Annotated in this window: 18 protein-coding genes; 12 read left to right on the forward strand and 6 right to left on the reverse strand. The window is 50.9% G+C overall.

What is annotated here, in order from left to right; translation table 11 throughout:
- The first annotated feature begins 80 nt into the window (after positions 1-80).
- The 3 genes from BUA40_RS10700 to radA all read left to right on the forward strand — a co-directional run bounded on the left by BUA40_RS10700 (position 81) and on the right by radA (position 5,307).
- Positions 81-2,381 (forward strand): ATP-dependent helicase, encoded by a 2,301-nt coding sequence (locus BUA40_RS10700; protein WP_072800735.1) that lies wholly within the window; start codon positions 81-83, stop codon positions 2,379-2,381.
- A gap of 97 nt (positions 2,382-2,478) precedes the next feature.
- Positions 2,479-3,840 (forward strand): hypothetical protein, encoded by a 1,362-nt coding sequence (locus BUA40_RS10705; RefSeq protein ID WP_143149778.1) that lies wholly within the window; start codon positions 2,479-2,481, stop codon positions 3,838-3,840.
- Between the two features lie 72 nt (positions 3,841-3,912).
- Positions 3,913-5,307, forward strand: a complete 1,395-nt coding sequence (gene radA / locus BUA40_RS10710) for a DNA repair protein RadA (protein ID WP_072800739.1) — start codon at positions 3,913-3,915, stop codon at positions 5,305-5,307.
- Positions 5,308-5,389: 82 nt separating this feature from the next.
- Here the strand turns inward: radA and BUA40_RS10715 are convergent, their stop codons facing one another.
- The gene (locus BUA40_RS10715; RefSeq protein WP_255369287.1) at positions 5,390-6,784 is read right to left on the reverse strand and encodes a pentapeptide repeat-containing protein; all 1,395 of its coding nucleotides are present in this window, start codon (positions 6,782-6,784) and stop codon (positions 5,390-5,392) included.
- Positions 6,785-6,909: 125 nt separating this feature from the next.
- Here BUA40_RS10715 and BUA40_RS10720 point away from each other — a divergent pair, with 125 nt between their 5' ends.
- Genes BUA40_RS10720 through BUA40_RS10730 form a run of 3 tightly spaced genes read left to right on the forward strand, consistent with a single transcriptional unit; the run spans position 6,910 to position 9,165 of the window.
- The gene (locus BUA40_RS10720) at positions 6,910-8,103 is read left to right on the forward strand and encodes an NAD(P)/FAD-dependent oxidoreductase (RefSeq protein WP_072800742.1); all 1,194 of its coding nucleotides are present in this window, start codon (positions 6,910-6,912) and stop codon (positions 8,101-8,103) included.
- A 4-nt stretch (positions 8,104-8,107) separates the two neighbouring features.
- Entirely contained in the window at positions 8,108-8,554 is a 447-nt protein-coding gene (locus BUA40_RS10725) for a SufE family protein (RefSeq protein WP_072800744.1), read from the forward strand.
- A gap of 20 nt (positions 8,555-8,574) precedes the next feature.
- Complete coding sequence (locus BUA40_RS10730; protein WP_072800748.1) at positions 8,575-9,165, forward strand: hypothetical protein; 591 nt, start codon at positions 8,575-8,577, stop codon at positions 9,163-9,165.
- Positions 9,166-9,230: 65 nt separating this feature from the next.
- Here the strand turns inward: BUA40_RS10730 and tsaE are convergent, their stop codons facing one another.
- Together tsaE and nspC are read right to left on the reverse strand one after the other, a co-directional pair.
- Complete coding sequence (tsaE, locus tag BUA40_RS10735) at positions 9,231-9,638, reverse strand: tRNA (adenosine(37)-N6)-threonylcarbamoyltransferase complex ATPase subunit type 1 TsaE (RefSeq protein ID WP_072800750.1); 408 nt, start codon at positions 9,636-9,638, stop codon at positions 9,231-9,233.
- A gap of 41 nt (positions 9,639-9,679) precedes the next feature.
- Positions 9,680-10,819, reverse strand: coding sequence for a carboxynorspermidine decarboxylase (gene nspC / locus BUA40_RS10740; protein WP_072800753.1), 1,140 nt, complete (start codon positions 10,817-10,819; stop codon positions 9,680-9,682).
- A gap of 70 nt (positions 10,820-10,889) precedes the next feature.
- Between nspC and BUA40_RS10745 the strand changes: the two genes are divergently transcribed.
- From BUA40_RS10745 to BUA40_RS10755, 3 genes are read left to right on the forward strand one after another with little or no spacing between them, the layout of a single operon-like run.
- The gene (locus BUA40_RS10745; RefSeq protein WP_143149779.1) at positions 10,890-11,768 is read left to right on the forward strand and encodes a hypothetical protein; all 879 of its coding nucleotides are present in this window, start codon (positions 10,890-10,892) and stop codon (positions 11,766-11,768) included.
- A 9-nt stretch (positions 11,769-11,777) separates the two neighbouring features.
- Positions 11,778-12,749, forward strand: a complete 972-nt coding sequence (locus tag BUA40_RS10750) for a FecCD family ABC transporter permease (protein WP_072800757.1) — start codon at positions 11,778-11,780, stop codon at positions 12,747-12,749.
- Positions 12,746-13,489, forward strand: coding sequence for an ABC transporter ATP-binding protein (locus BUA40_RS10755; protein WP_072800759.1), 744 nt, complete (start codon positions 12,746-12,748; stop codon positions 13,487-13,489). The genes BUA40_RS10750 and BUA40_RS10755 overlap by 4 nt, the downstream gene beginning before the upstream one ends.
- Positions 13,490-13,516: 27 nt before the next feature.
- On the opposite strand, the gene BUA40_RS10760 is transcribed toward BUA40_RS10755, so the two are convergent.
- The 3 genes from BUA40_RS10760 to rho are packed head-to-tail and all read right to left on the reverse strand — an operon-like array spanning position 13,517 to position 17,639.
- Positions 13,517-14,884: a sigma-54 interaction domain-containing protein gene (locus BUA40_RS10760; protein WP_072800762.1), complete on the reverse strand. Its 1,368-nt coding sequence runs from the start codon at positions 14,882-14,884 to the stop codon at positions 13,517-13,519.
- A 7-nt stretch (positions 14,885-14,891) separates the two neighbouring features.
- The gene (gene proC / locus BUA40_RS10765) at positions 14,892-15,698 is read right to left on the reverse strand and encodes a pyrroline-5-carboxylate reductase (RefSeq protein WP_072800764.1); all 807 of its coding nucleotides are present in this window, start codon (positions 15,696-15,698) and stop codon (positions 14,892-14,894) included.
- Between the two features lie 15 nt (positions 15,699-15,713).
- Positions 15,714-17,639: a transcription termination factor Rho gene (gene rho / locus BUA40_RS10770; RefSeq protein ID WP_255369288.1), complete on the reverse strand. Its 1,926-nt coding sequence runs from the start codon at positions 17,637-17,639 to the stop codon at positions 15,714-15,716.
- A 302-nt stretch (positions 17,640-17,941) separates the two neighbouring features.
- Between rho and folK the strand changes: the two genes are divergently transcribed.
- Genes folK through panC form a run of 3 tightly spaced genes read left to right on the forward strand, consistent with a single transcriptional unit; the run spans position 17,942 to position 19,954 of the window.
- Positions 17,942-18,451 carry a 2-amino-4-hydroxy-6-hydroxymethyldihydropteridine diphosphokinase gene (folK, locus tag BUA40_RS10775; protein ID WP_072800797.1) on the forward strand — a complete coding sequence of 170 codons (510 nt, stop codon included), beginning with the start codon at positions 17,942-17,944 and terminating at the stop codon, positions 18,449-18,451.
- A gap of 1 nt (position 18,452) precedes the next feature.
- Positions 18,453-19,103 (forward strand): deoxynucleoside kinase, encoded by a 651-nt coding sequence (locus BUA40_RS10780; protein ID WP_072800765.1) that lies wholly within the window; start codon positions 18,453-18,455, stop codon positions 19,101-19,103.
- Complete coding sequence (gene panC, locus BUA40_RS10785; RefSeq protein WP_072800767.1) at positions 19,103-19,954, forward strand: pantoate--beta-alanine ligase; 852 nt, start codon at positions 19,103-19,105, stop codon at positions 19,952-19,954. Before BUA40_RS10780 ends, panC begins: the two co-directional genes overlap by 1 nt.
- Positions 19,955-19,969 lie beyond the last annotated feature (15 nt).

The following is a 19,969-nucleotide window of genomic DNA, read 5'->3' on the forward strand; positions in this document are numbered from 1 at the left end:
ATTACTATATTTTTGTGCAGTAAAACAAATGTTCACTATACGGAACTCTGTATAGTGTTCATCAAGTTTGTGAGGTGCACATGGCCCTAGAAAATATGGATCAGGAACAGCGGGAAGCGGTGGAAACCACCGAGGGTTTTGTGCGCGTGGTGGCGGGGGCTGGGTCCGGTAAAACCCGGACGCTGACCCAGCGTTACCTGTACCTGGTGAAAGAGATGGGAATTTCGCCGTCGAACATCCTTTGCGTTACGTTCACGAACAAAGCTGCGAACGAAATGAAGAAACGCATTCGCACGGTGTTGGGCGGTGACGATAGCGGCTACATTTCCACGTTCCACGGCTTTTGCGTGCGGTTCCTGCGCGAAGAAATCCATGTGCTGAACTACCCGAAAGAATTCATGATTCTGGACGAAGACGACCAGAAGTCTCTTTTGCACAAGGCCTACGCCGATTTGGGTTACTCGCTTAAGGATTTGAAAATCAGCAGCGTCATCGACTACATCGGGGGCCGCAAAGCGGCCGATATCAATTACGTTTCGCTGTTTGCGGAACTGCCATCAGAAGGCATGACGACAAAGGATCATCTGCTCTCGCTTTCGGAAGCGGCCGATGACAAGTGGATGCGCGTTTATTACCGCTACCTCTACGAGCAGAAAAAGAATTACGCGCTGGACTTTGACGACTTGATTCTTTCGACGCTGTACATTCTCGAGAATTTCCCGGAACAGCTTGACAAGTGGCGCAAGCGCATGATGTACATCATGGTCGATGAATATCAGGACATCGATGGTCAACAGTACCAACTGGCGGATTTGCTGGCGAGCTACCACAAGAATCTTTTTGTGGTGGGCGACCCGGACCAGACCATTTACGGCTGGCGCGGAGCCGATGTCAACCGCATTCTGGAATTTGACAAGACTCACGAAAATACCAAGACGATTTTGCTGCAGAACAATTATCGTTCCACGCCTAGCATTTTGAAGGTACCGGATGCAGTCATCAAGAACAATAAGTTCCGAATCGAAAAGATCTTAAGGCCAAAGCGTGTCGGCGGCAAGACACCTGTCTTTTACCACGCCAAGAACACCCGCGAAGAGGCCAAATGGATTGTAGAACAAATCCAGAACGCCGTGCAAAGCGCCGGCGGCGTCCACTACAAGGATATCGCGGTGCTTTATCGCATGCACTCGCAGTCGCGTTCTGTAGAAGAAGCCTTGATGGCCGAAAACATCCCTTACAAGGTTTACAGCGGTGTCGGCTTTTACCAGCGCAAAGAAATCAAGGATGTCATTTGCTACTTGCGAATGCTGGTGTACGCCGATGATTTGTCGTTCATGCGTACGGTAAATACGCCCAAGCGCCAGTTCGGCCCGCGCAAGATTGCGACATTGCAGGCCTTTGCCGATGCTCGCGGTGTCGGACTCTACGAAGCTCTGCTTGAAATTGTTTCGGAAGCGGGTCTTTTGAACAATGTGGCGGCCGATGTTTCTTCACAGGCAGAACTCTCTTCTGTCGGCAATGAAAATCAAAAGATTGATTTCGACTGCAAAGCATTTTTGGCCCGAAGCAATGTGGTGGAATATGTGAAGCTGATTGAAAGGTACCGTTCCCGCTACAAGGACATGAGTGTTTCTGAAGTCCTCGCGAAAATCTTGCGTGAAACCAAGTACGAAGAAATGCTGCGTCTAGACGGCGACGAAGACCGCCTAGACAATCTGGCGGAACTCAAGCAGGGAATTCTGGAATTCGAAAATTACTACGAAGAAGATGCTTCGCTAGATGAATACTTGCAGAACATTGTGCTGTTTACGAACACCGACGAAGATACGGAAGAAAAAGACCGCGTGCAGCTCATGACGATTCACAATGCGAAGGGTTTGGAATTCCCGTATGTGTTCGTATGCGGCTTGAACGAAGGCTTTTTTCCGGTCAAGCGCGTGCAGAACAAAATCCAGCTGGAAGAAGAACGCCGCTTGGCCTATGTGGCATTTACCCGCGCTGAGAATGTACTTTGCTTAAGCGATGCCGAAGACGGCGTTGCAGGCGAAAGCGGAACCCGCTACCCGTCTAGATTCTTGCTTGAAATGGATATGGGCGGACTGAACATCGCCCGCGGCATTTCAGAAGATTTTCTCGAAGCCGCGAAAGCCTACATTGCAAACATCGATCGCGATCGTGAATTTTTGAGCGACGAAAGTCTTGGGCTCGTAAAGAAAGCGCCTTCGGCCGAGTTTGCCGAGGGTGACCGCGTGATGCATAAAATCTTTGGCGAAGGAACCGTGAAGGCCGTAGACGAAAAGAATTTCTGCTACGAAATCGCCTTCGAAAAGTTTGCGACTCCGCGTTCTATTCAATTTGATTTTCCTTTGACACGGATTTAGAATAAATTTATATTAGGGTGTCAAAATCTAAAAAAGGAAAAATGTTTAAATGGTTTCGTTTAAAAAAGTCGCATTTCTTTTTGCCATAGCTTCTTCTTTGTCGCTTCTTGCCTGTGGCGATTCCAGTTCAGCATCTGCCGATGATGTTGGATCCTCTTCGAGTGAGTCTGAAAAAGTTATCGAGTCTTCTAGCAGTGAATTGAACGATTCTTTGTCTAGTTCATCTAGTGAGGAGAAAATCGAGTCCAGCAGTAGCTCCGTAGAAGAGGAATCGTCTTCTAGTAGAGAACGTCTCCTTTGGCCTTCGGATTCCTTGAAGACCGTTCTTGGTGGGGATTATGTTCCGGCTTTGACAATCGATGATGATCTCGTAGACTTCCATTTCGAAAGGCTTCGCACTGTGTTCGACAAAGAATTCCATTATGAGGTGTGGGGGAATGTGGATTTTGAAGAATTTGGCTATACGGATTCTCTGAAGGCTTCGAATTTTGAAGAGACAGCTGATGCTAATTATTATGGTTCGTTTCTCGGAAAGTATGTTGATCATAAAATTATCATTGTGAAGTATGCAGATGAATTCAAAAAGAGTGTCTATATCAAGTATTATGATTTGAACGCTGTTGAATTTCCTGCTGAAGCGTTTAGCGCAAAGAATGGGGGTGTAGAACTTCCTGAAATAAAAGCAGATGGCTTCTATTTTGATTCGCTGAAAAATCTTCTTGTGGTTGCAGGAACGGAAGAAAACTTTGGGACTGCATATAGAGATTCTCTCAAGGCTTTTGGTTATGAAACGGAAGATGATACTGTGTATAAAAAGGTGGATATTGAAAATAAATATGAACTTTCGGTGAAAATTCATGAACTTGGCGTGGGCAATGCTTTTGAGATGAAATTTGAATATGGAACCCTTGCCTATTATGCCTATTACAGAATGCCGGAAAACTTTAAGGTGACTTATTATGAACAATCTCCAGGAATTTATGTTCAGCAGAATACCTTCTATAGGGATGGAATGGATTATTACTATACCTCATCCCTGAAATACACGTCCACGATATCTTTTGAATCAAATACTTCATATCGCTTTAAGTTTGATGACGCTTCTGGAACCTGGTTGAAATATGAAAATGAACGCTTAAACGATACCTTGAGCCAACTGGAATTTGTTGCGCGTATCGCGGACTATGCAGGCTTGTTGGGACAATGGGATATATTTGATACGGATGTAGAAGGTTATACGGATCAGGGTGTCGTAAATTACAAGGTGACGACGAATGTTTCCGGGCTGGAATGCCACAAATGGACTTCAAAAGGATATTCCGATACGATTGAAAAAATAATCTGCACTGCAGATGGTAGTGATTATCTTCTCAGTAAAAATAATAGTTCGTCATCGAAGACCATCGGAATTTCTGAATTCTTGATAGGTGGTGTTGAGGTCCCTGCGGAGTCTCCGTAATTTTAGTGCTTTTTTGTGCATTTGTATGCGCTTGACAATTTGTGTCAGGCGCATTTTGTTATATTAGTGCACATGGTAGCACTAAATAAGTCGAAAGCGAAAAAAGAAATTGAGTTCCTTTGCACTGAATGTGGCAATACTACGCCCAAGTGGGCGGGCAAGTGCCCGTTCTGCGGTGCATGGAGCAGCCTCAAGGAACACGTGGTCGAAAATATTCTCGAGGGCGGTCGAGCCTCTCGCGGCTTGGGCGGCCCGGTGCACAAGGTGGTGCCGCTTAAGGATGTCGCGACTGAAGATACGCGGCGGCTGAGCTCCGCCAACGCTGAATTTGACCGCGTGCTAGGGGGCGGGCTTGCACCAGGTTCCCTGGTGCTCATTGGTGGCGATCCGGGAATCGGCAAGTCCACGCTCGTGCTTTCGACGCTCGCCACCATGACAGCCGCCGGCGTCAAGACGCTGTATGTGAGCGGCGAAGAGAGCGCGGTACAGGTCAAGCTCCGCAGCGAGCGCCTGAATGTCGCTGGCTCCGATATGCTTTTGCTTTGCGAAACCAGCCTCGAAAAAATCTTGCAGCAGGCGCAGGATATTAAACCTCAGGTGCTTGTAATCGACTCTATCCAGACGGTCTATAAGAGTGACTTGTCGGGGACTCCGGGCTGCGCTACCCAGCTTCGTGAATGTACCCTTGACCTGATGGTCTTTGCCAAGAATACGGGCTGCATCACCATTCTAATCGGGCATGTGACCAAGGACGGTCAGATTGCGGGCCCACGTATTTTGGAACATATGGTCGACACCGTCGTGTACTTCGAGGGCGACCGCAATCACCAGTACCGGATACTCCGGACTATCAAGAACCGCTTTGGAGCCACTGACGAAATCGGCGTATTCGAGATGACGGGGCACGGGCTTTCGCCTGTGGAAAACCCGAGCCGGGTGTTCTTGCAAGAGAATGTGCCGCCGACACCCGGAAGCGTTGTCTGCTGTACACTAGAAGGTTCCCGTGCCATGCTTTTTGAAACCCAGGCGCTGGTGAGCTCTACGACGTTTGCTGTGCCCCAGCGCGTGGCTGCTGGAATCGATTCCAAACGTCTGACGATTATCCTTGCTCTGCTAGAAAAGTTCGGCGGGGTAGTGGTCGGTGCATCAGATGTGTTCGTTTCTATTGCCGGCGGGCTGAAGGTCTCCGACACTTCATCGGACCTCGCCCTGGCTCTTGCCATCGCCAGCAATCATCTTGGTATCCCGCTGGGCCGCCAGTCCATCGCCATTGGCGAATTGGGACTGTCTGGCGAGGTCCGCTCCGTGAGCCTGTTGGAAACAAGACTCAAGGAAGCCCGCCGCCTGGGAATCACCGAGGCGGTTGTCCCTGCGGGCGGACGCCTCCCCGAAAACACCTCCGGCATGAAGATTGTCCAAGTCAACACCCTTTCCGCCGCCGTAAACTGGTTGATGGACAAAAAGTAATTACCGCGGGCGAAAGTGAGCGGTCTTATAACAAAAGCCCCGGTTCATTACCGGGGCTCTTTAAATCCGTTAAGGTTCGAAACTATTCTTCTTCGTCGTCAGCAGCTTTTTTCTTTCTCTTCTTCTTCTTGGGAGAAGAACCAGTACCTTCGACCTTGATGTCGGCGGCCTTTTCACCACGCTTAGTGAAACCGTACTGACGCGGGTCAAAGCCGGACGGGAACTGCGTCTTGTTGTCGTAGATCACCTTCTTGGCGGTGAACTTTTCGATCTTGGCGCCTTCGAGGTTTGCACCGGAGAAGTCCACGTCTTCCATCTTGGTGTCTGCGTCAATCTTGATGCCCTGCATGTTGGCGTTGGTGAAGTTCACCTTTTCGAGCTTGGCACCGGCGAAGCTTACGCCGTTGAGCTGGGCGAGAATGAAGTCGGAACGTTCGATGGTGGAGTTTGCGAAGTTGGCCTTGGTGAGGTCAGCCTTGTCGAAGATGTTCTTGCGAACGTAGGCGCCGTCGAACACTGCCTTCAGGAGTTCTGCGTTCTGGAAAGCGTTCTTGCTCACTTCGGTATCGTAGAAGGATGCCTTGGAAAGCTTTGTCTTCTGGAAGGAGTTCTTAGCTACGGAGCCCTTGTCGAAGATAACGCCAGTTAGGTCCTGGCCGTCGAACTTCATGTTCTTCACGGTGGACTGGGCAAACTTGGCCTTCTGGAGCTGAGTCTTGGAAAGATCAACGTCGTTGAAGGTCGTCAGGGAAAGGTCGGCATCCTGCAGGTTCACGTTCTTGAATTCTGCACCGCTGAAGTTGGCCTGAGAAAGACCAGCCTTGGCGAAGTTCACGTCAACCAGGTCGACGCCCTTGAAGTTGGCGGCAATCAGGTTACAGGCGGTAAAGTCGGTCTTCACGATGGTGGCCTTGCGGAGGTCGCTGTTAGCCATCAAGGAACGGGAGAAGTTTGCACGGGTCAAGTTGGCCTTGCTGAAGTCTGCAGCGGTCAGGTCCACGTCCATGACGGACGCCTGGGTGAGGTCAGACTTGCTGAAGTCGGCGTTGTCGGACACCTTCATGGCGTCGAGACGAGCGTTCTTCATGTTGGTCTTCGGGAACTTGCTGTCCAGAAGGGTTGCACGATAAAGGTTGGCTTCTTCGAAGTTAACGCCTTCGAAGGAAGAAGAGCGAATGTCGGCACCGCTGATAGTTGCCTTGGAAAGGTCTGCGCCTTCGAAGTTGGCGCCGCTAATCACGGCGTTCTGGAAAGACACGCCCGGGAGCTTGGCGCCCTGGAAGTTCGGACCTTCACCGGTAGCACGGCGGAAGTCGGTCGTGTGAGCAACGGCCTTAGAGTTCTTGAAATTAAAGCCGTCGATACGCTTGTTACTGAAAGAAACGTTCAGGTCCTTGCCTGCCCAGTTGTCTTGGGCAAAAACATTGAGAGCAAGCGCGCTCACAAGGCACAGGCCGAACTTTGATACACTCTTCATATTCATATAAATTCCCTTTTAAGGATAAACCAAATAACGGATAGCTCTAAAATAACTAAAAAAAATGGCAAATAACAATAAAAAAGAAAAAAACTTCATAAATAAATGCTAATTTGTTCCCCGAAATGGCAAATTTTACCTCAAATCGGTACGATGTGGTGGTTTGCGGGGCCGGTCCTGCCGGTCTCATGGCTGCCTGTACCCTTGGCCGCTTGACCTCCGGTACTAGACGGATTTTGCTTCTGGACAAAAAGGAACCTTGGAAGGAACCTATTTTCTGTGCCGAAGCAGTGTCTAAGGATCGCCTGAATGCGCTGTGGCCGGTAGACAGTTCCTTTGTCCGCGGCACCCTTTCGGGTATCTACTTTACTTCGCCCAAGCGTTACCGCGCCGAGTTCTATAGCAAGGACTGCGGCTTGGTTCTGGATAGAGCCCGTTTTCACCATGCCCTTTCGGATGGTTGTGTGTCCGCAGGTGTGGAATGCCGCTACGATGCGCTGATCAAGAAATTGGAAAAGACTGACGAAGGCTGGAACATCTCGGTGTCCGTCGGTGGCGAAATCGAAACTTTGTTTGCCGAGGCCGTTGTCGATGCCTCGGGCCCGAGTTGCAAGCTGACTCGCGGAATCGAATGCCTTAAGGGCATTGAGTCGGGCGATACCGATTTGGAACCCGCTATTTTTGCGGTGGCTGACGGAATTGAACACAGCAAGGAACACATCGAACTGTTCTTCGGGTCTGAATTTGAATCGGGCTACGGCTGGATTTTCCCCCGCGACGGCAAGGAAGTGAATATCGGTTTCGTGCTGGGGAAGGATGTGGACCACAAGGTTCCCCTGCGTCAGAAGTTGCTGGACTTTATTGCCCGTGACTACCCGAATGCAAAAGTCAAGGCGGTGTATGGCGGCATGATCGCTTGCGGCCAGTCGGAAAAGCCTATGGCCAAGTGTGGCCTCTTCAAGGCGGGTGATGCCGCTAGCTGCGTGAACCCGATTAGCCGTTCGGGTATTGTGGAATCGCTCCTTTGCGGTCGCATTGTCGCAGAATCGGTCAGGGAATGGCTGGGCGATTCCGGTATGAACCGTAGCGCTATCGAGGCGAAGGTTCTTGACCGCTGGATGGCTGCTCTTGGCAAAAAGCACCTGCAGGTGGCTCACGCTAAAGTCGGTTTTAATAAAATTAGTGACAAGCAGTTTGACCGTGCGGCATATAAGCTTTCGAAACTCCCGCGCGAAAAGCAGACCTTGTTCCGTATATTCTTCAATGTTTTGTGGGCTGCACCTTCCTTGATCTGGAAGATGCGTTCCTTCTTGCGGTAGGTTTATGAGCGAATTAATGGATGCACGCCTAAGCGAGATTCGCGAAAAGTTTGCAAGCTTTAGCGACCCCGATGACAAGTGGAAATTCCTCTTGGATTTGGCTCGCGCCCACAAGGGTATGGACGCTGCCTTGAAGGCTGAGAAGTTCATTATCCAGGGGTGCGCCTCGACCATGTACTTGGTTCCGAATTTTGACGGTGCAAAGATCCATTTTGAAATGGATGTAGAAGGCGGTACCACGAACCCGCTCATTAGCCGCGGGCTCGGTGCCTTGGCGCTCAAGGTCTACAACGACATGGCTCCCGCAGACATTCTCGCCGTGGATCCGAAGTTCTTCCAGGACATAGGCCTTAACGTGGGACTTTCTCCTACCCGCTCCAACGGCTTTGCGAGCCTGGTCAAACAGATTTATTTATATGCAAGGGTCTTTGCGGCCCTCGCCAAAAAATAGGTATAAAAAGTAGGTTGAACATGTTTAGCTTTTTGAATGGCAAAAGCCCCTTTGATGAAGCAGAAGAACGCCTGGAAGCAGGCGACACCGTCAACGGAAAACCGAGACTCCCGTCGGGCCCGATTATGGGCTGGCAAGATGGCGTGTTCCTCTTGGTCGTCATCGGCTTGATCGTGGGTGGCTATCAGTATTACCAGTATGTCAAGCGCAACTGTGCCGAAACGTTCGCTAAGTGCGATGCTTTGTATGTGGCCGCCACTGAAGATGCGTCCAAGTTCGCCGAAGTGGAAACCTGCTACGAGGCTACTTGGGATCTTGCTTTCGTGAGCGATACGCTGGAAGTGCTTCGTCAGAATCGTCTGGGTCAAATCGAAGACTTGCGCAATGTCCAGAAGGACTTGCTTGCTAGCGCCAATGACGCTTTGGACAAGGGTGACACCGCCGCTGCCGCAAAGATCGTGACGGAATACAAGGGTGCCATGCTCCTTTACACCGGCGACAAGAGCGAATGGGACGAAATCGTAAAGATTGCCGAAGTCCAGGCTGCGAAGGAAGCTGCCAAGGCTGCAGCTGCTGCTGAACCGGCTGCTGATACCGCCGCTAAGAAGTAATTCATCACTCTGAACAACGTCACCCTGAACTTGTTTCAGGGTCATTTCAGAGTCGGCATTTCACTTTAAAGAGCCGTAACTTCGATTTCCCTCTCGGTTTCCGAGAGGATTTTTATTTCAATCTTGTGCGTGAGGCCGGGGTCGTTGTCTTCCAAACGTTCCGGCCATTCGATCAGGCTGATTCCCTTTTCGAGGTAGTCGGGGTCGAGGCCGACTTCGTAGAGGTCGGCGCCGCCGTCTAGGCGGTAAAGGTCGAAGTGGAAAATCGGCGGATTGTTCGGGTATTCGTGCAGAATGGTGTAGGTGGGGGAGCAGACAGATCCCGTGAAACCGAGACCTTTGCAGACCCCGCGACTGATGACCGTCTTTCCGGCGCCCAGGTTGCCGTAAAGAGCCACCTTGTCGCCCGGCTTCAGGCTACGCCCGAATTCAACCGCCCAGTTGTATGTTTCTTCTTCACTATTGAATTTCACTTCCGACTTCCTACTGTCTACTGCCTACTGCGCCGTAGGCGCTACAGCTTATCCTTGAACTGCTCGTAGGTAAACTTGTGCAACAAGTGGAATTTCCCCTGTTCGTCGAACTTGCCGATGCTCGGGTGACGTACACCGTTGAAGAACGTGGTCTTCACCATGGTATAATGAATCATGTCTTCAAAGATGATCTTGTCGCCTACCTTGAGCGGTTCATCGAAGGAGAAGTCGCCCAACTGGTCGCCGGCCAGGCAGGAATTGCCTGTTAGTTTATATGTAAATTTCTTTTCGCCCGGCATGCCGGCGCCCGTCACGGTGGGGCGGTACGGCATTTCAAGACAGTCCGGCATGTGTGCACTGATGGATACATTCAGTATGACAATGTCCATTTCGTTATGAACAATGTCGCCGACGGAGGCCACCAGTTCGCCCGTCTGCCAACCGACTGCTTCACCCGGTTCCATGATGACGTTGAGGTGCGGGTAGCGACTATGGAAGTCGTTCAGGATGCGCACGAGCTCTTCGCGGTGGTAATCCTTACGGGTAATGTGGTGTCCACCACCGAAATTCACCCACTTCATTTGCGGCAGATATTTGCCGAAATGCTGCTCAAATGCCTTAAGAACGCCTTCCAGCGCATCGGCATCCTGTTCACAGAGGGCGTGGAAATGGAGCCCTTCGATGCCGTCCAAGAGTTCCGGTTTGAACTCCGCTTCGGTCACGCCCAGTCTCGAAAACTTTCCGCAGGGGTTATATAAATCTGTTTCGACCGTGGAATATTGCGGGTTGACGCGAATTCCGGCGCTCACTCCGGCGGCGAGGGTCTTGTCTTTGAAACGCTGCCACTGGCTGAAGCTGTTGAAGGTGATGTGGCCTGCGCAGGCGAGAATCTGGTCGATTTCGTCGTCTTCGTAGACGGGTGCAAATACGTGGACTTCCTTGCCCATTTCTTCTTTGGCAAGGCGTGCTTCGTTCAGACTCGAGGCGGTAGCCCCGGCAAGATACTGCCTGATGAGCGGAAAACTGCGCCAAAAACTGTAACCTTTCAAGGCGCAAATGATTTTGACGTTCCCGCGCTTCTGGATATCGTCCAAAATTTCCATGTTTCGGCGAAGTCTGGCCTCGTCAAGAACAAAACAGGGGGAGGGAACCTGGGAATAATCGAGCGTTTTACTGAACATAGCCCAAAGATAGCCTTTTTTTTATCCATTTTACTACTCTTTTGCATATGCTTTAACTACATTTAACTTGATGAGAGATTTCATGTACAAGCATATTCTTATTTCGTTACTTTCTTTGGCTTTCGCAGGAATGGCTTTTGCTCAGCAACAAGCTGCCCCTGCAGCCCAACCTTCGGCTACCGCCGCTACTGTTCAATCTTCTACCTCCCAGCCTCCTAAGGCCCAACCGGCACAACAGGCTCAGCCTGCAAACCTGGCCAAGGTCGAGTCCCAGGTGGTAGCCACCCCCCGTGGTGCTACGGCAACGCTGGATGAAATGATTCAGGCGAAACTTGATTCCATGAACCATGCGGCACCGGTGGTCGGTCCTCGTAATGCGGACAGCCTCGCCAAGGTTCAGGCCGACAGCGTTCGTAAGCTGGTCCAGACGGGTAAGTACGTGCAGCGTGCTCGCTACGACAAGAGCAACTTCGATCACTGGAGAATCGATACTGTGCTCCAGAAGAAGATGAAGGATCAGGTTGTGGGCGTCTGGCGCACTCCGATTATCGCTCATGGTCACGCTTTCCGCGATGCTGAACTCCGCTTCGGTGCAAACGACACTCTGGTTGGTATCACTCGCACTTACTCTGATTCGGGCCGCTACCAGAAAACGGGCGAATACACCTTTAAGGCTCGCTACCGTTTCGACAGCGAAAGAACCCTTGCTAGCCGTGAAGTCTTTAAGGATCGTCAGGTGGTTCGTTGGGACTACATCACGTTCGATATCGTGAACGACACTCTGCAGTACAATTTGAATAAGCTGGAATTCCGCGATCTGAACGATAACTGGCTTAACGCATTGCAGGGCTTCGACAATATTCCGCCTGAAATCTATATCCGCGATGCAAAGCAGACTGCTGAACTGAAGCAGGCCGCCGCGCAGGCTCAGGACAAGAAGAAAAAGTAAGGTTTTCTCGTGGCTGGGAAATGCCGCTTCGATCATCGAATCCTGATTGGATTCGCCCTGCTCATTTCCCTGGCCGTTGTCCTTTCTTATTTGACATTATTTTCGGGAGCGGTCGGGCTATCTTGGTCTGACCTTTCTTTTGGTTCTGTTGAATCCCGCATTTTCTGGGATATCCGTGTGCCGCGACTGGCTGCAGCGGTGCTCTCCGGAATTTCCCTGGCGGTGGCGGGACTTTCGTTACAGACGCTCTTTAGAAACCCGCTGGCGGGTCCCTTTGTGTTGGGCATTAGCAGTGGCGCAAGTCTTGGTGTTGCCCTTTCGCTGTTGGCCGGGTTCAGTTTCGGTTATTTTGGCGTGCTGTCTGCGGCGTCGGTGGGTGCCCTTGCGGTGACTCTTGTGGTGATGACCGTGGCCGCCCGCTTTGAAAATTCTACGGTACTTTTGATTGTTGGCCTATTGGTCGGCTATTTCATTGATGCCCTGGTGAGCCTCCTGATTGTGGGAAGCGATGCGGAATCTTTGCGGGTGTATGTGTCATGGGGCATGGGCAGTTTTGGTAGGCTTACCTTTGATTGCATTTGGATTTATGCCCTGAGCGTTTTGGTGGGGCTTGCTTTGTTGGTGCTTTCGGTGCGTTACTTGAACGCTGCTAGAATGGGCGATGACTTTGCGAAAGGCCTAGGCGTGAATGTGCGTCGCGGTCGCATGATGGTGCTCTTGGGAGCCTCCCTTTTGGCGGCAGCGTCAACGGCTTTTTGTGGGCCTGTTGCCTTTGTGGGAATCGCCGTTCCCCATTTGGCTTTTATGTTGTTCAAAACCAGCAACCATCGTGTGCTGATGCCTGCTTCGGCCTTGTGCGGAATTGTGCTTTGTCTTGCGGCTTGTCAGTTCTCCAAGATCCCGCTGAATGCGGTGCTTAGCCTGGTGGGCGTGCCTGTGGTGCTTTGGGTGATTGTTCGCGGCGGAGGAATTCGTAAATGACGATGCTTCTTCAGTGCGAAAATCTGGTGCTGGGTTATCCGGCCAAGGCGAATGCTTCGGGAATTGTAGCTCCCTTCAGTTTTGAATTGGGGGAGGGCGAGGTGGTCGCACTGCTGGGTGAAAACGGCTGCGGCAAGAGTACTTTTTTAAAGACGCTTTGCGCTCAGTTGCAGCCGGTTTCTGGAACGGTATCTTTGTGCGGCCGTCCCTTGAATTCCGCTAAGGGCTCTGCCTGGAGCGCTCGCGAACGCGCGAAGCTTGTCACGCTGGTGCGTATGAGTGGAATCTCTTGCGATCGCATGACGGTTCGTGAATTCGTCAGCTTGGGCCGTATGCCTTATGCGGGTTTGTTCGATGGCCGAAGCGAAGAAGACGAGCGAATTATAGACGAAGCCATCGCTCTCTTGGAATTGGAAAATTTTGCGAATCGTTGGGTGAATGAATTGAGCGACGGCGAACGGAGCCGTGTGTACTTGGCGCAGGCCGTGGCTCAACAGGTGAAAGTGCTTTTGCTGGATGAACCCAACGCCTTCTTGGATATTCCCCGCAGCCGAAAGCTTTTTACGCTTTTGCAAAAACTGGCGGATGAACGCAAAATGGGAATTTTAGTGTCCACTCATTCTGTGGAATACGCTGAAAAGTACAGTGACCGGATGGTGGTGATTGTAGATAAGCAAGTGCGCGTGGCTAAGACTGAAAATGCTCGTGCCGAAGGTTTGCTCGACTGGACCGAAGATTAACTCCGCCAACGTCCAACTTCCTACAGTCTACTTTCTACTTCCTACTTCCTTAATATTCACGCCTAGATGATTCAGGCGGTTATAGAGGGCGGTGCGGAAAAGTCCGAGCTTTTGGGCGGCTTCGCGGACAGAGCCGTTGCATTCGCGGATTTTCGCGATCAAGAAGTCGCGCTCCTGGGCCAGTTGCATTTGGCGGAACTTTTCGTAATCCGATACAGTCTCGTTACTTTCGCTGTCTGAATCAGAATGATTCGACGGAACTGAATGCGCCGTTGTAGCGGATGAGACTTGAATGGTATCGATGTGAAGGTCTTCGGGCTGCAGGATGCCTGCGCTGGTAAAGCAGAGGGCTCGCTGGATGACGTTTTCCAGTTCGCGGATGTTGCCCGGCCAATCGTATTCCTGCAACTTGCGGAGCGCTCCGCTTGAAAGCGTATAGTGCTCTCCGGTTCCCTGGTAGGTGCGGATAAAATAGTTCGCCAGGTCTTCGATGTCTTCTTTGCGCTCGCGGAGCGGCGAAATCTGCATCGGGATGACGTTCAGGCGGTAATAAAGGTCTTCGCGGAAACGCTTTTCGGCTATTTCTTGCTGCAGTTCTCTATTGGTGGCCGCGATGATGCGGACATCAACATGCTTGGTCTTGTTGGAACCGAGCGGACGAATTTCCTTATTCTGCAAGACACGCAAGAGTTTCACTTGAGCGTGCAGCGGCATATCGCCAATTTCATCGAGGAAGATGGCGCCGCCGTCGGCTGCCTCAAAAAGACCGATGCGTTCGTTTTGAGCACCCGTGAATGCTCCACGGGTGTGTCCGAAAAGTTCGCTTTCGAAAAGGTTGTCGGGAATGGCGCTGCAATTGACGGTTACGAACTTTTCGTACATGCAACCGACGGCGCGGGCGATGAGTTCCTTACCTACACCGGTTTCGCCTTGAATGAGCACGGGACCCGTATGCACGATGGCGCGCTCTACGGTTTTGCGGAGCTGTTCCATAGCCTGGCTTTTACCTACCAGGTGGCTCATGCGTTCCCTGAAAATTTGACGGGCGGTATGGATGTCCTTGAGCTTTGCGATTTGCGACATCAGGTGGAGTTTCAAGGATTCCACCGAAAGAATGCTGTCGTAAAGTTTGTTGGATATTTCTCCGAATTGCTCGGGAGATTCGGCATAAACAAGAATCAAGGTGTCCGGAGATTTTTCGCGGAGCGCCTTGAGCATTTGCAAGTTATGCGTTGAAAAAGAATCCAGATCCCAGATAATCAGGGTTGCCTGAGGAATGGAATCTGCGGCGGGAATATCGCGGAAAATGTCTACGGCATAATCTACTGACGAAAGAACGTCCTGTATAAACGAGGACGTTGCATTTTCTTTCGCGAATAGATTGATGGTAGCCATTTAGGGCTTACTTTCCCAGTTCCTTGCTACGGTCGGTGCCTGCAACAACAGCCTTGATGAGCGTGCTGCGGAAGGCGCCTTCTTCAAGGGCGTTGATGCCTGCGATGGTGGTGCCTGCGGGAGAGCAAACCATGGCGCAGAGGTCGCTGGGGCTCTTGCCGGACTGTTTCACGAGTTCAACGCTACCTTCGATGGTACCGAGGGCGAGCTTGAGAGCGACATCGCGGGTGAGACCGGCCTTCACGCCGCCGCGGGTGAGGCCTTCGATGAATTCAAAAACGTAAGCAGGAGCGCTGCCCGAAAGACCGGTGACAGCATCCATCAAGGATTCTGCAACGCGGCAGGTCACGCCGATATTGCCAAAGATCTTTTCGGCGATAGCGAGTGTTTCTTCGGTAACGCCATCAGTAGCGAGGCCGACGGAACCCTTGCCGACGGTAAGCGGCAGGTTCGGCATCACGCGGAGAATCTGGTTCTTTTCGCCGAGAACTTCGATGAGTGCCTTGCGGGTCACGCCGGCCATAATGCTCACGAAAGTCTTGGTGGACTTTTCGGCGGCTGCTGCGGCTTTCCATTCGGCGGCGACCAGCTTGAAAATCTGCGGCTTCACGCAAAGGAAGGTAACGTCTGCCTTGGCGAGGCCTTCGGCGAAACTTGCCACGCGAACGCAACCGAGAGCAGAAACTTCTGCGGCGGCCTTGTCGGAGGGGTCAAAGAAGAAAATGGTGGAAGCGTCCGTGCCGGCCTTCAAAAGACCGCGGAGGATTGCGCCACCCATGTTTCCAGTACCAGCGAAAAAGATTTTTTCTGACATAGAATATCCTTTTGTTTAGCGAAGGCTGTCCTTTGCTTTTTTCATAAATTCTAGTAATTCGGCATTGGTCTTGTTTTGCTTCATGAGCTTAATGAGCTTATCCATGATGCCGTTTTCGGTATCGTTCTGGGCTCCCTGACGGAATTTCCAGATGATATCCTGTTCGTAAAGGCTGAGAAGGCGGTCTTCTTTGCGGGTGCCCGACTTGAAAATATCGATGGCGGGCCAGGTGCGCTTTTCGGCCAGGCGGCGGTCAAGCACTAGTTCCATGTTACCCGTACCCTTGAATTCTTCGAAGATCACTTCATCCATGCGGCTACCGGTTTCGATCAGGGCGGTACCGATAATGGTTAGGGAACCATTCTTCTGGACGATTTCGCGAACGGGTTCGCCTGCAATCGTCTGGACAATCTGACCGTTGGAATCCTTCTGGAAGTCACCGAGTTTGTCTGCAATTTTACGGGCTGCACCAAAGAACTTCTTCGGGAACTGCATTGCGTTGGCGTCCACACCACCCGAAAGAATCTTGCCGGAGTGCGGAATCACCACGTTGTTGGCGCGGGCGAAACGGGTAATGGAGTCAAGCAAGACAACCACGTCCTTCTGCTGTTCCACGAGGCGCTTGGCCTTTTCGAGTACCATGGTGGCCACACGGGCGTGATGGTCAGGAGGTTCGTCGAAGGTCGATGCGACGACTTCGGCGCGCAGGTTCGGATTGGCTTCCACCAACTTGCCGATGATTTCTCGCATTTCCGTTACTTCTTCAGGTCGTTCGTCAATCAGAAGCACCATGATGATGATTTCGGGGTGGTTCTTGGCGATGGCGCGAGTCATGTTCTGCAACAGGATCGTCTTACCGGTACGCGGGGGTGCGAGAATGATACTACGCTGACCCTTACCGATGGGGGAGAACAAGTCCATTACGCGGGTGCTCAGTTCTTCGGGATCCCATTCGAGTTGAATCTTTTCGTTCGGGTGGATCGGCGTCAGGTATTCGAATGCCACACGGCGCTTGATCTTTTCGGGATCTTCGAAGTTGACCTTGTCCACGCGGCGGAGTGCATAGTACTTGTCGTTCTGATCGCGTGGCGGGCGAGCAAGGCCAGCGACGGTGTCGCCAATTTTGAGGCCGAGCTTGCGGATTAAATTCTGGCTAACGTAAACGTCGTCCGGACCCTGCTGGTAGTTGAATTCGGTATTGCGCAGGAATCCGTGACCTTGCGGAGTGACTTCCAGAAGGCCTTCGGCATAAACGATGTTATTTTCGTTTTCGAGGCTCTGCAAGAGAAGTCCCAAGGACTGCTTGCGGTAACGCCTGAAGTCGAGATTTTCTTTTTGCGAAGCCAGTTCCTGCAAGTCGCTCATGGTCATCTTGCGATACTTGCTCCAGCATTCGCGAGCCTTGTTCCATGCTTCGGAATCCGGTTCCGGCAGCGGAGTCGTGTCTTCTTCTTCGGGCTGGAATCTCTGGTTCTGACGGTTGTTGTTCTTGTCGAAACGACGGTTGTTCTTGTTGAACTTATCGAAGCGGCGGTTCTGCTGGTTTTGCTGCTGGCCGTTGTTGTCGTTCTGGTTGGCACCCTGTTCGCCTTGGCTTGTGCCTTGTTCGCCCTGGTTGGCGTTCTGTTGTTCACCTTGTTCGGCAGGTTTTTCAGCGGGGGCGGCTTCTACATTTTGTACAGGCTTTTCTGCAGGAGCTTTTTCAGCAGCAGGTGCTTTTTCGACGGGAGCTTCTGCAAAAGATTTTTCTTCTTTATTTTCTACAACTTTTTCAACAGGTTCCTTTTCGGACTTTGCATCTACTTTAGCTTCGGCAGATTCTTCTTTAGCACGTTTAGGTCTTCCGCGGCGTTTGGGAGAAGATTCTTTTTCTTCGGGATTCGAAAAATCTACGTTCAATTCAGGGGGAATTTCTGCGCCAGTAGGTTCTTGATCTGCCAAATAGGCATTTTTAGAATTCTTTTTAGTTGGAGCCACGATGGTGTCCTATTGAATTAATAAATGAAAATGAATGTTAATTGATAAAGTTAATGTAATTGAATAAGCCCAGGTCTCTAAATATGACCGAATAAATATCACGGGCTCCGATAAAATAACTAAAAAAATTGCTTTTGTCACGGAAAAACGCCGAAAATTTGGAAAAAATTTTTTGAGGCGGTTTGTAGGCTGTTAAAATCCGCCTGTGGCGGTTAGGTTTGCGTTTTTGTCGTAAAAATGACAATTTGAATATCTATATTTATTTCGTGGATTCTTTAGAAAGAGTTTTTGTTGCCTTGGGCTCAAACCTCCCCGACCGTTCAAAACACTTGAACGAGGGTCGCGAAATGCTCCGCAAAATTTCGGCGGGCGGGTGGCTAGAAAGTCCCATATACGAAACTCCACCGGTAGGACCGGCGGGCCAGGGTCCCTATTTCAATCAAGTTGTCAGTTTCTGGTATTCGGGAACATCGACACGCCTGTTGCATTATTTGAAGGGCGCTGAATTTGTGTTGGGCCGTAAGCCCCGTGGACACTGGAATTCCCGCGAAATCGATTTAGATCTACTGTATTTTGGAAAAGAGGTTCAACAGGGGAGGCCGAACCTTCCGCACCCCCAGATTGTGAACCGCCAGTTTGTACTGGTCCCCTTGAACGATATTGCCCCAGAATGGGACGATCCCCAGCTGGGAATAAAGGTGAAAGATATCCTTTCGAACCTTTTGCAGAAAGAAGAAAAAATCCCGTTCCGCGTCATTACTTCGGAGGAACCTTGATATGCTGAGAGAAAAAGGCGTTCATTTTTTGGCCATCGAAGGCGCTATCGGAGTGGGTAAGACTTCTCTTGCAGAAATCCTTGCGGATCGCTGGAAGGCGACTCTGATCGAAGAGAATTTCTCGGAAAACCCCTTCCTTGAAAAGTTCTACCAGAACAAGGAAGCTTACGCATTCCAGACGCAGTTGTTCTTTTTGCTTGACCGTTTAAAGCAGTTGCAGAATTCGGCAATTCAGAGTGACCTGTTCCGCGACCTTTTGATTAGCGACTATACATACGACAAAGACCAAATTTTTGCAGCCCAGAACCTGACTGAAAGCGAATACGCCATGTACGATCAGGTGGCCAAGGCCTTGAACCATGATATCCCGAGGCCCGATTTGGTCGTTTATTTGCAAGCATCGGTTCCGACGCTCCTCAAACGCATTCACGGCCGTGGCCGTACCATGGAAAAGACGATTGAAGGTTCTTACCTGAATGGTCTTTTGGAACGTTTCGACAATTATTTCTGGAACTATCCGTACGCTCCGGTGCTGATTATCAATACCGACAATATCGATTTTGTCCACAACGAAAATCATCTGCAGTTGGTGCTCGACGCCATTGCCGCATGCCCCAAGCAGACGACTTATTTTGTACCAGAAGGTAAATAATGCAAATCGTAACTACTGTTGATTCTCTTCGTCAAATCATCAAGCCCCTTTCGAAGCAGGGCAAGACCATCGGGCTTGTTCCCACGATGGGAGCCTTGCACGCCGGGCATGGAGCATTGATCAAGGAATCTGTCAAGGAATGCGACGTGACGGTGGTCAGCGTGTTCCTGAATCCGATCCAGTTTGGTAAAAACGAGGATTTGGATAAGTACCCCAAGCGTCTGGAAGCCGATGCGAAGCTTGCTGAATCGCTGGGAGCCGATTACGTGTTTGCTCCGAGTGTCCAGGAAATGTACCCCGATGGCGACCCCTTGACCATGGTCCGCGACGAAACGCTGGAAGGCATGTACTGCGGTGCTTATCGCCCCGGTCATTTCCGCGGAGTGCTTACGGTTGTCTCCAAGTTGTTCCTGATTTCTGGCTGTAACCACGCTTACTTTGGTGAAAAGGATTACCAGCAGGTGTTCTTGATCGAACGCATGGTGAAGGACTTGAATTTCGATATCCAGATTCACCGCGTGAAGATCGTTCGTGAAGAATCTGGCTTGGCTCTTTCTAGCCGTAACGAATACCTGAGCGATGAAGAACGTGAGAATGCCTTGTCCATTAGCACGGGCCTGAAGCAGGCTAAGGAAGCCTACGAAAAGGGCGAACGCGCAGTCAGCAAGATCCGCGATATCGTGCTGAAGTCCATTCTGGGAGCACATGGTATTGTGCAGTTCGTGGAACTGGTAAACCAGAAAAATCTCCAGAAGTTTGTGGGCGTTTTGGGCCCCGAAGACAAGGTGGTGATTCTGGTGGCGGCCTTCTTTGGCAAGACCCGCCTAATCGACAACATCGAACTGAACTAAAAGTTTGCAAAAAAA

Source organism: Fibrobacter sp. UWT2, assembly GCF_900142545.1.
Taxonomy (GTDB): domain Bacteria; phylum Fibrobacterota; class Fibrobacteria; order Fibrobacterales; family Fibrobacteraceae; genus Fibrobacter.

Excerpts from the sequence above, each read along its gene's own strand:
- BUA40_RS10755 (WP_072800759.1), top strand. The coding sequence starts at position 12,746 with ATGACGATGCTTCTTCAGTGCGAAAATCTGGTGCTGGGTTATCCGGCC.
- proC (WP_072800764.1), bottom strand. The coding sequence starts at position 15,698 with ATGTCAGAAAAAATCTTTTTCGCTGGTACTGGAAACATGGGTGGCGCA.
- nspC (WP_072800753.1), bottom strand. The coding sequence starts at position 10,819 with ATGTTCAGTAAAACGCTCGATTATTCCCAGGTTCCCTCCCCCTGTTTT.
- BUA40_RS10700 (WP_072800735.1), top strand. The coding sequence starts at position 81 with ATGGCCCTAGAAAATATGGATCAGGAACAGCGGGAAGCGGTGGAAACC.
- BUA40_RS10780 (WP_072800765.1), top strand. The coding sequence starts at position 18,453 with ATGCTGAGAGAAAAAGGCGTTCATTTTTTGGCCATCGAAGGCGCTATC.
- BUA40_RS10745 (WP_143149779.1), top strand. The coding sequence starts at position 10,890 with ATGAGAGATTTCATGTACAAGCATATTCTTATTTCGTTACTTTCTTTG.
- radA (WP_072800739.1), top strand. The coding sequence starts at position 3,913 with ATGGTAGCACTAAATAAGTCGAAAGCGAAAAAAGAAATTGAGTTCCTT.
- BUA40_RS10760 (WP_072800762.1), bottom strand. The coding sequence starts at position 14,884 with ATGGCTACCATCAATCTATTCGCGAAAGAAAATGCAACGTCCTCGTTT.
- BUA40_RS10715 (WP_255369287.1), bottom strand. The coding sequence starts at position 6,784 with ATGAAGAGTGTATCAAAGTTCGGCCTGTGCCTTGTGAGCGCGCTTGCT.
- BUA40_RS10720 (WP_072800742.1), top strand. The coding sequence starts at position 6,910 with ATGGCAAATTTTACCTCAAATCGGTACGATGTGGTGGTTTGCGGGGCC.
- BUA40_RS10730 (WP_072800748.1), top strand. The coding sequence starts at position 8,575 with ATGTTTAGCTTTTTGAATGGCAAAAGCCCCTTTGATGAAGCAGAAGAA.
- BUA40_RS10725 (WP_072800744.1), top strand. The coding sequence starts at position 8,108 with ATGAGCGAATTAATGGATGCACGCCTAAGCGAGATTCGCGAAAAGTTT.
- panC (WP_072800767.1), top strand. The coding sequence starts at position 19,103 with ATGCAAATCGTAACTACTGTTGATTCTCTTCGTCAAATCATCAAGCCC.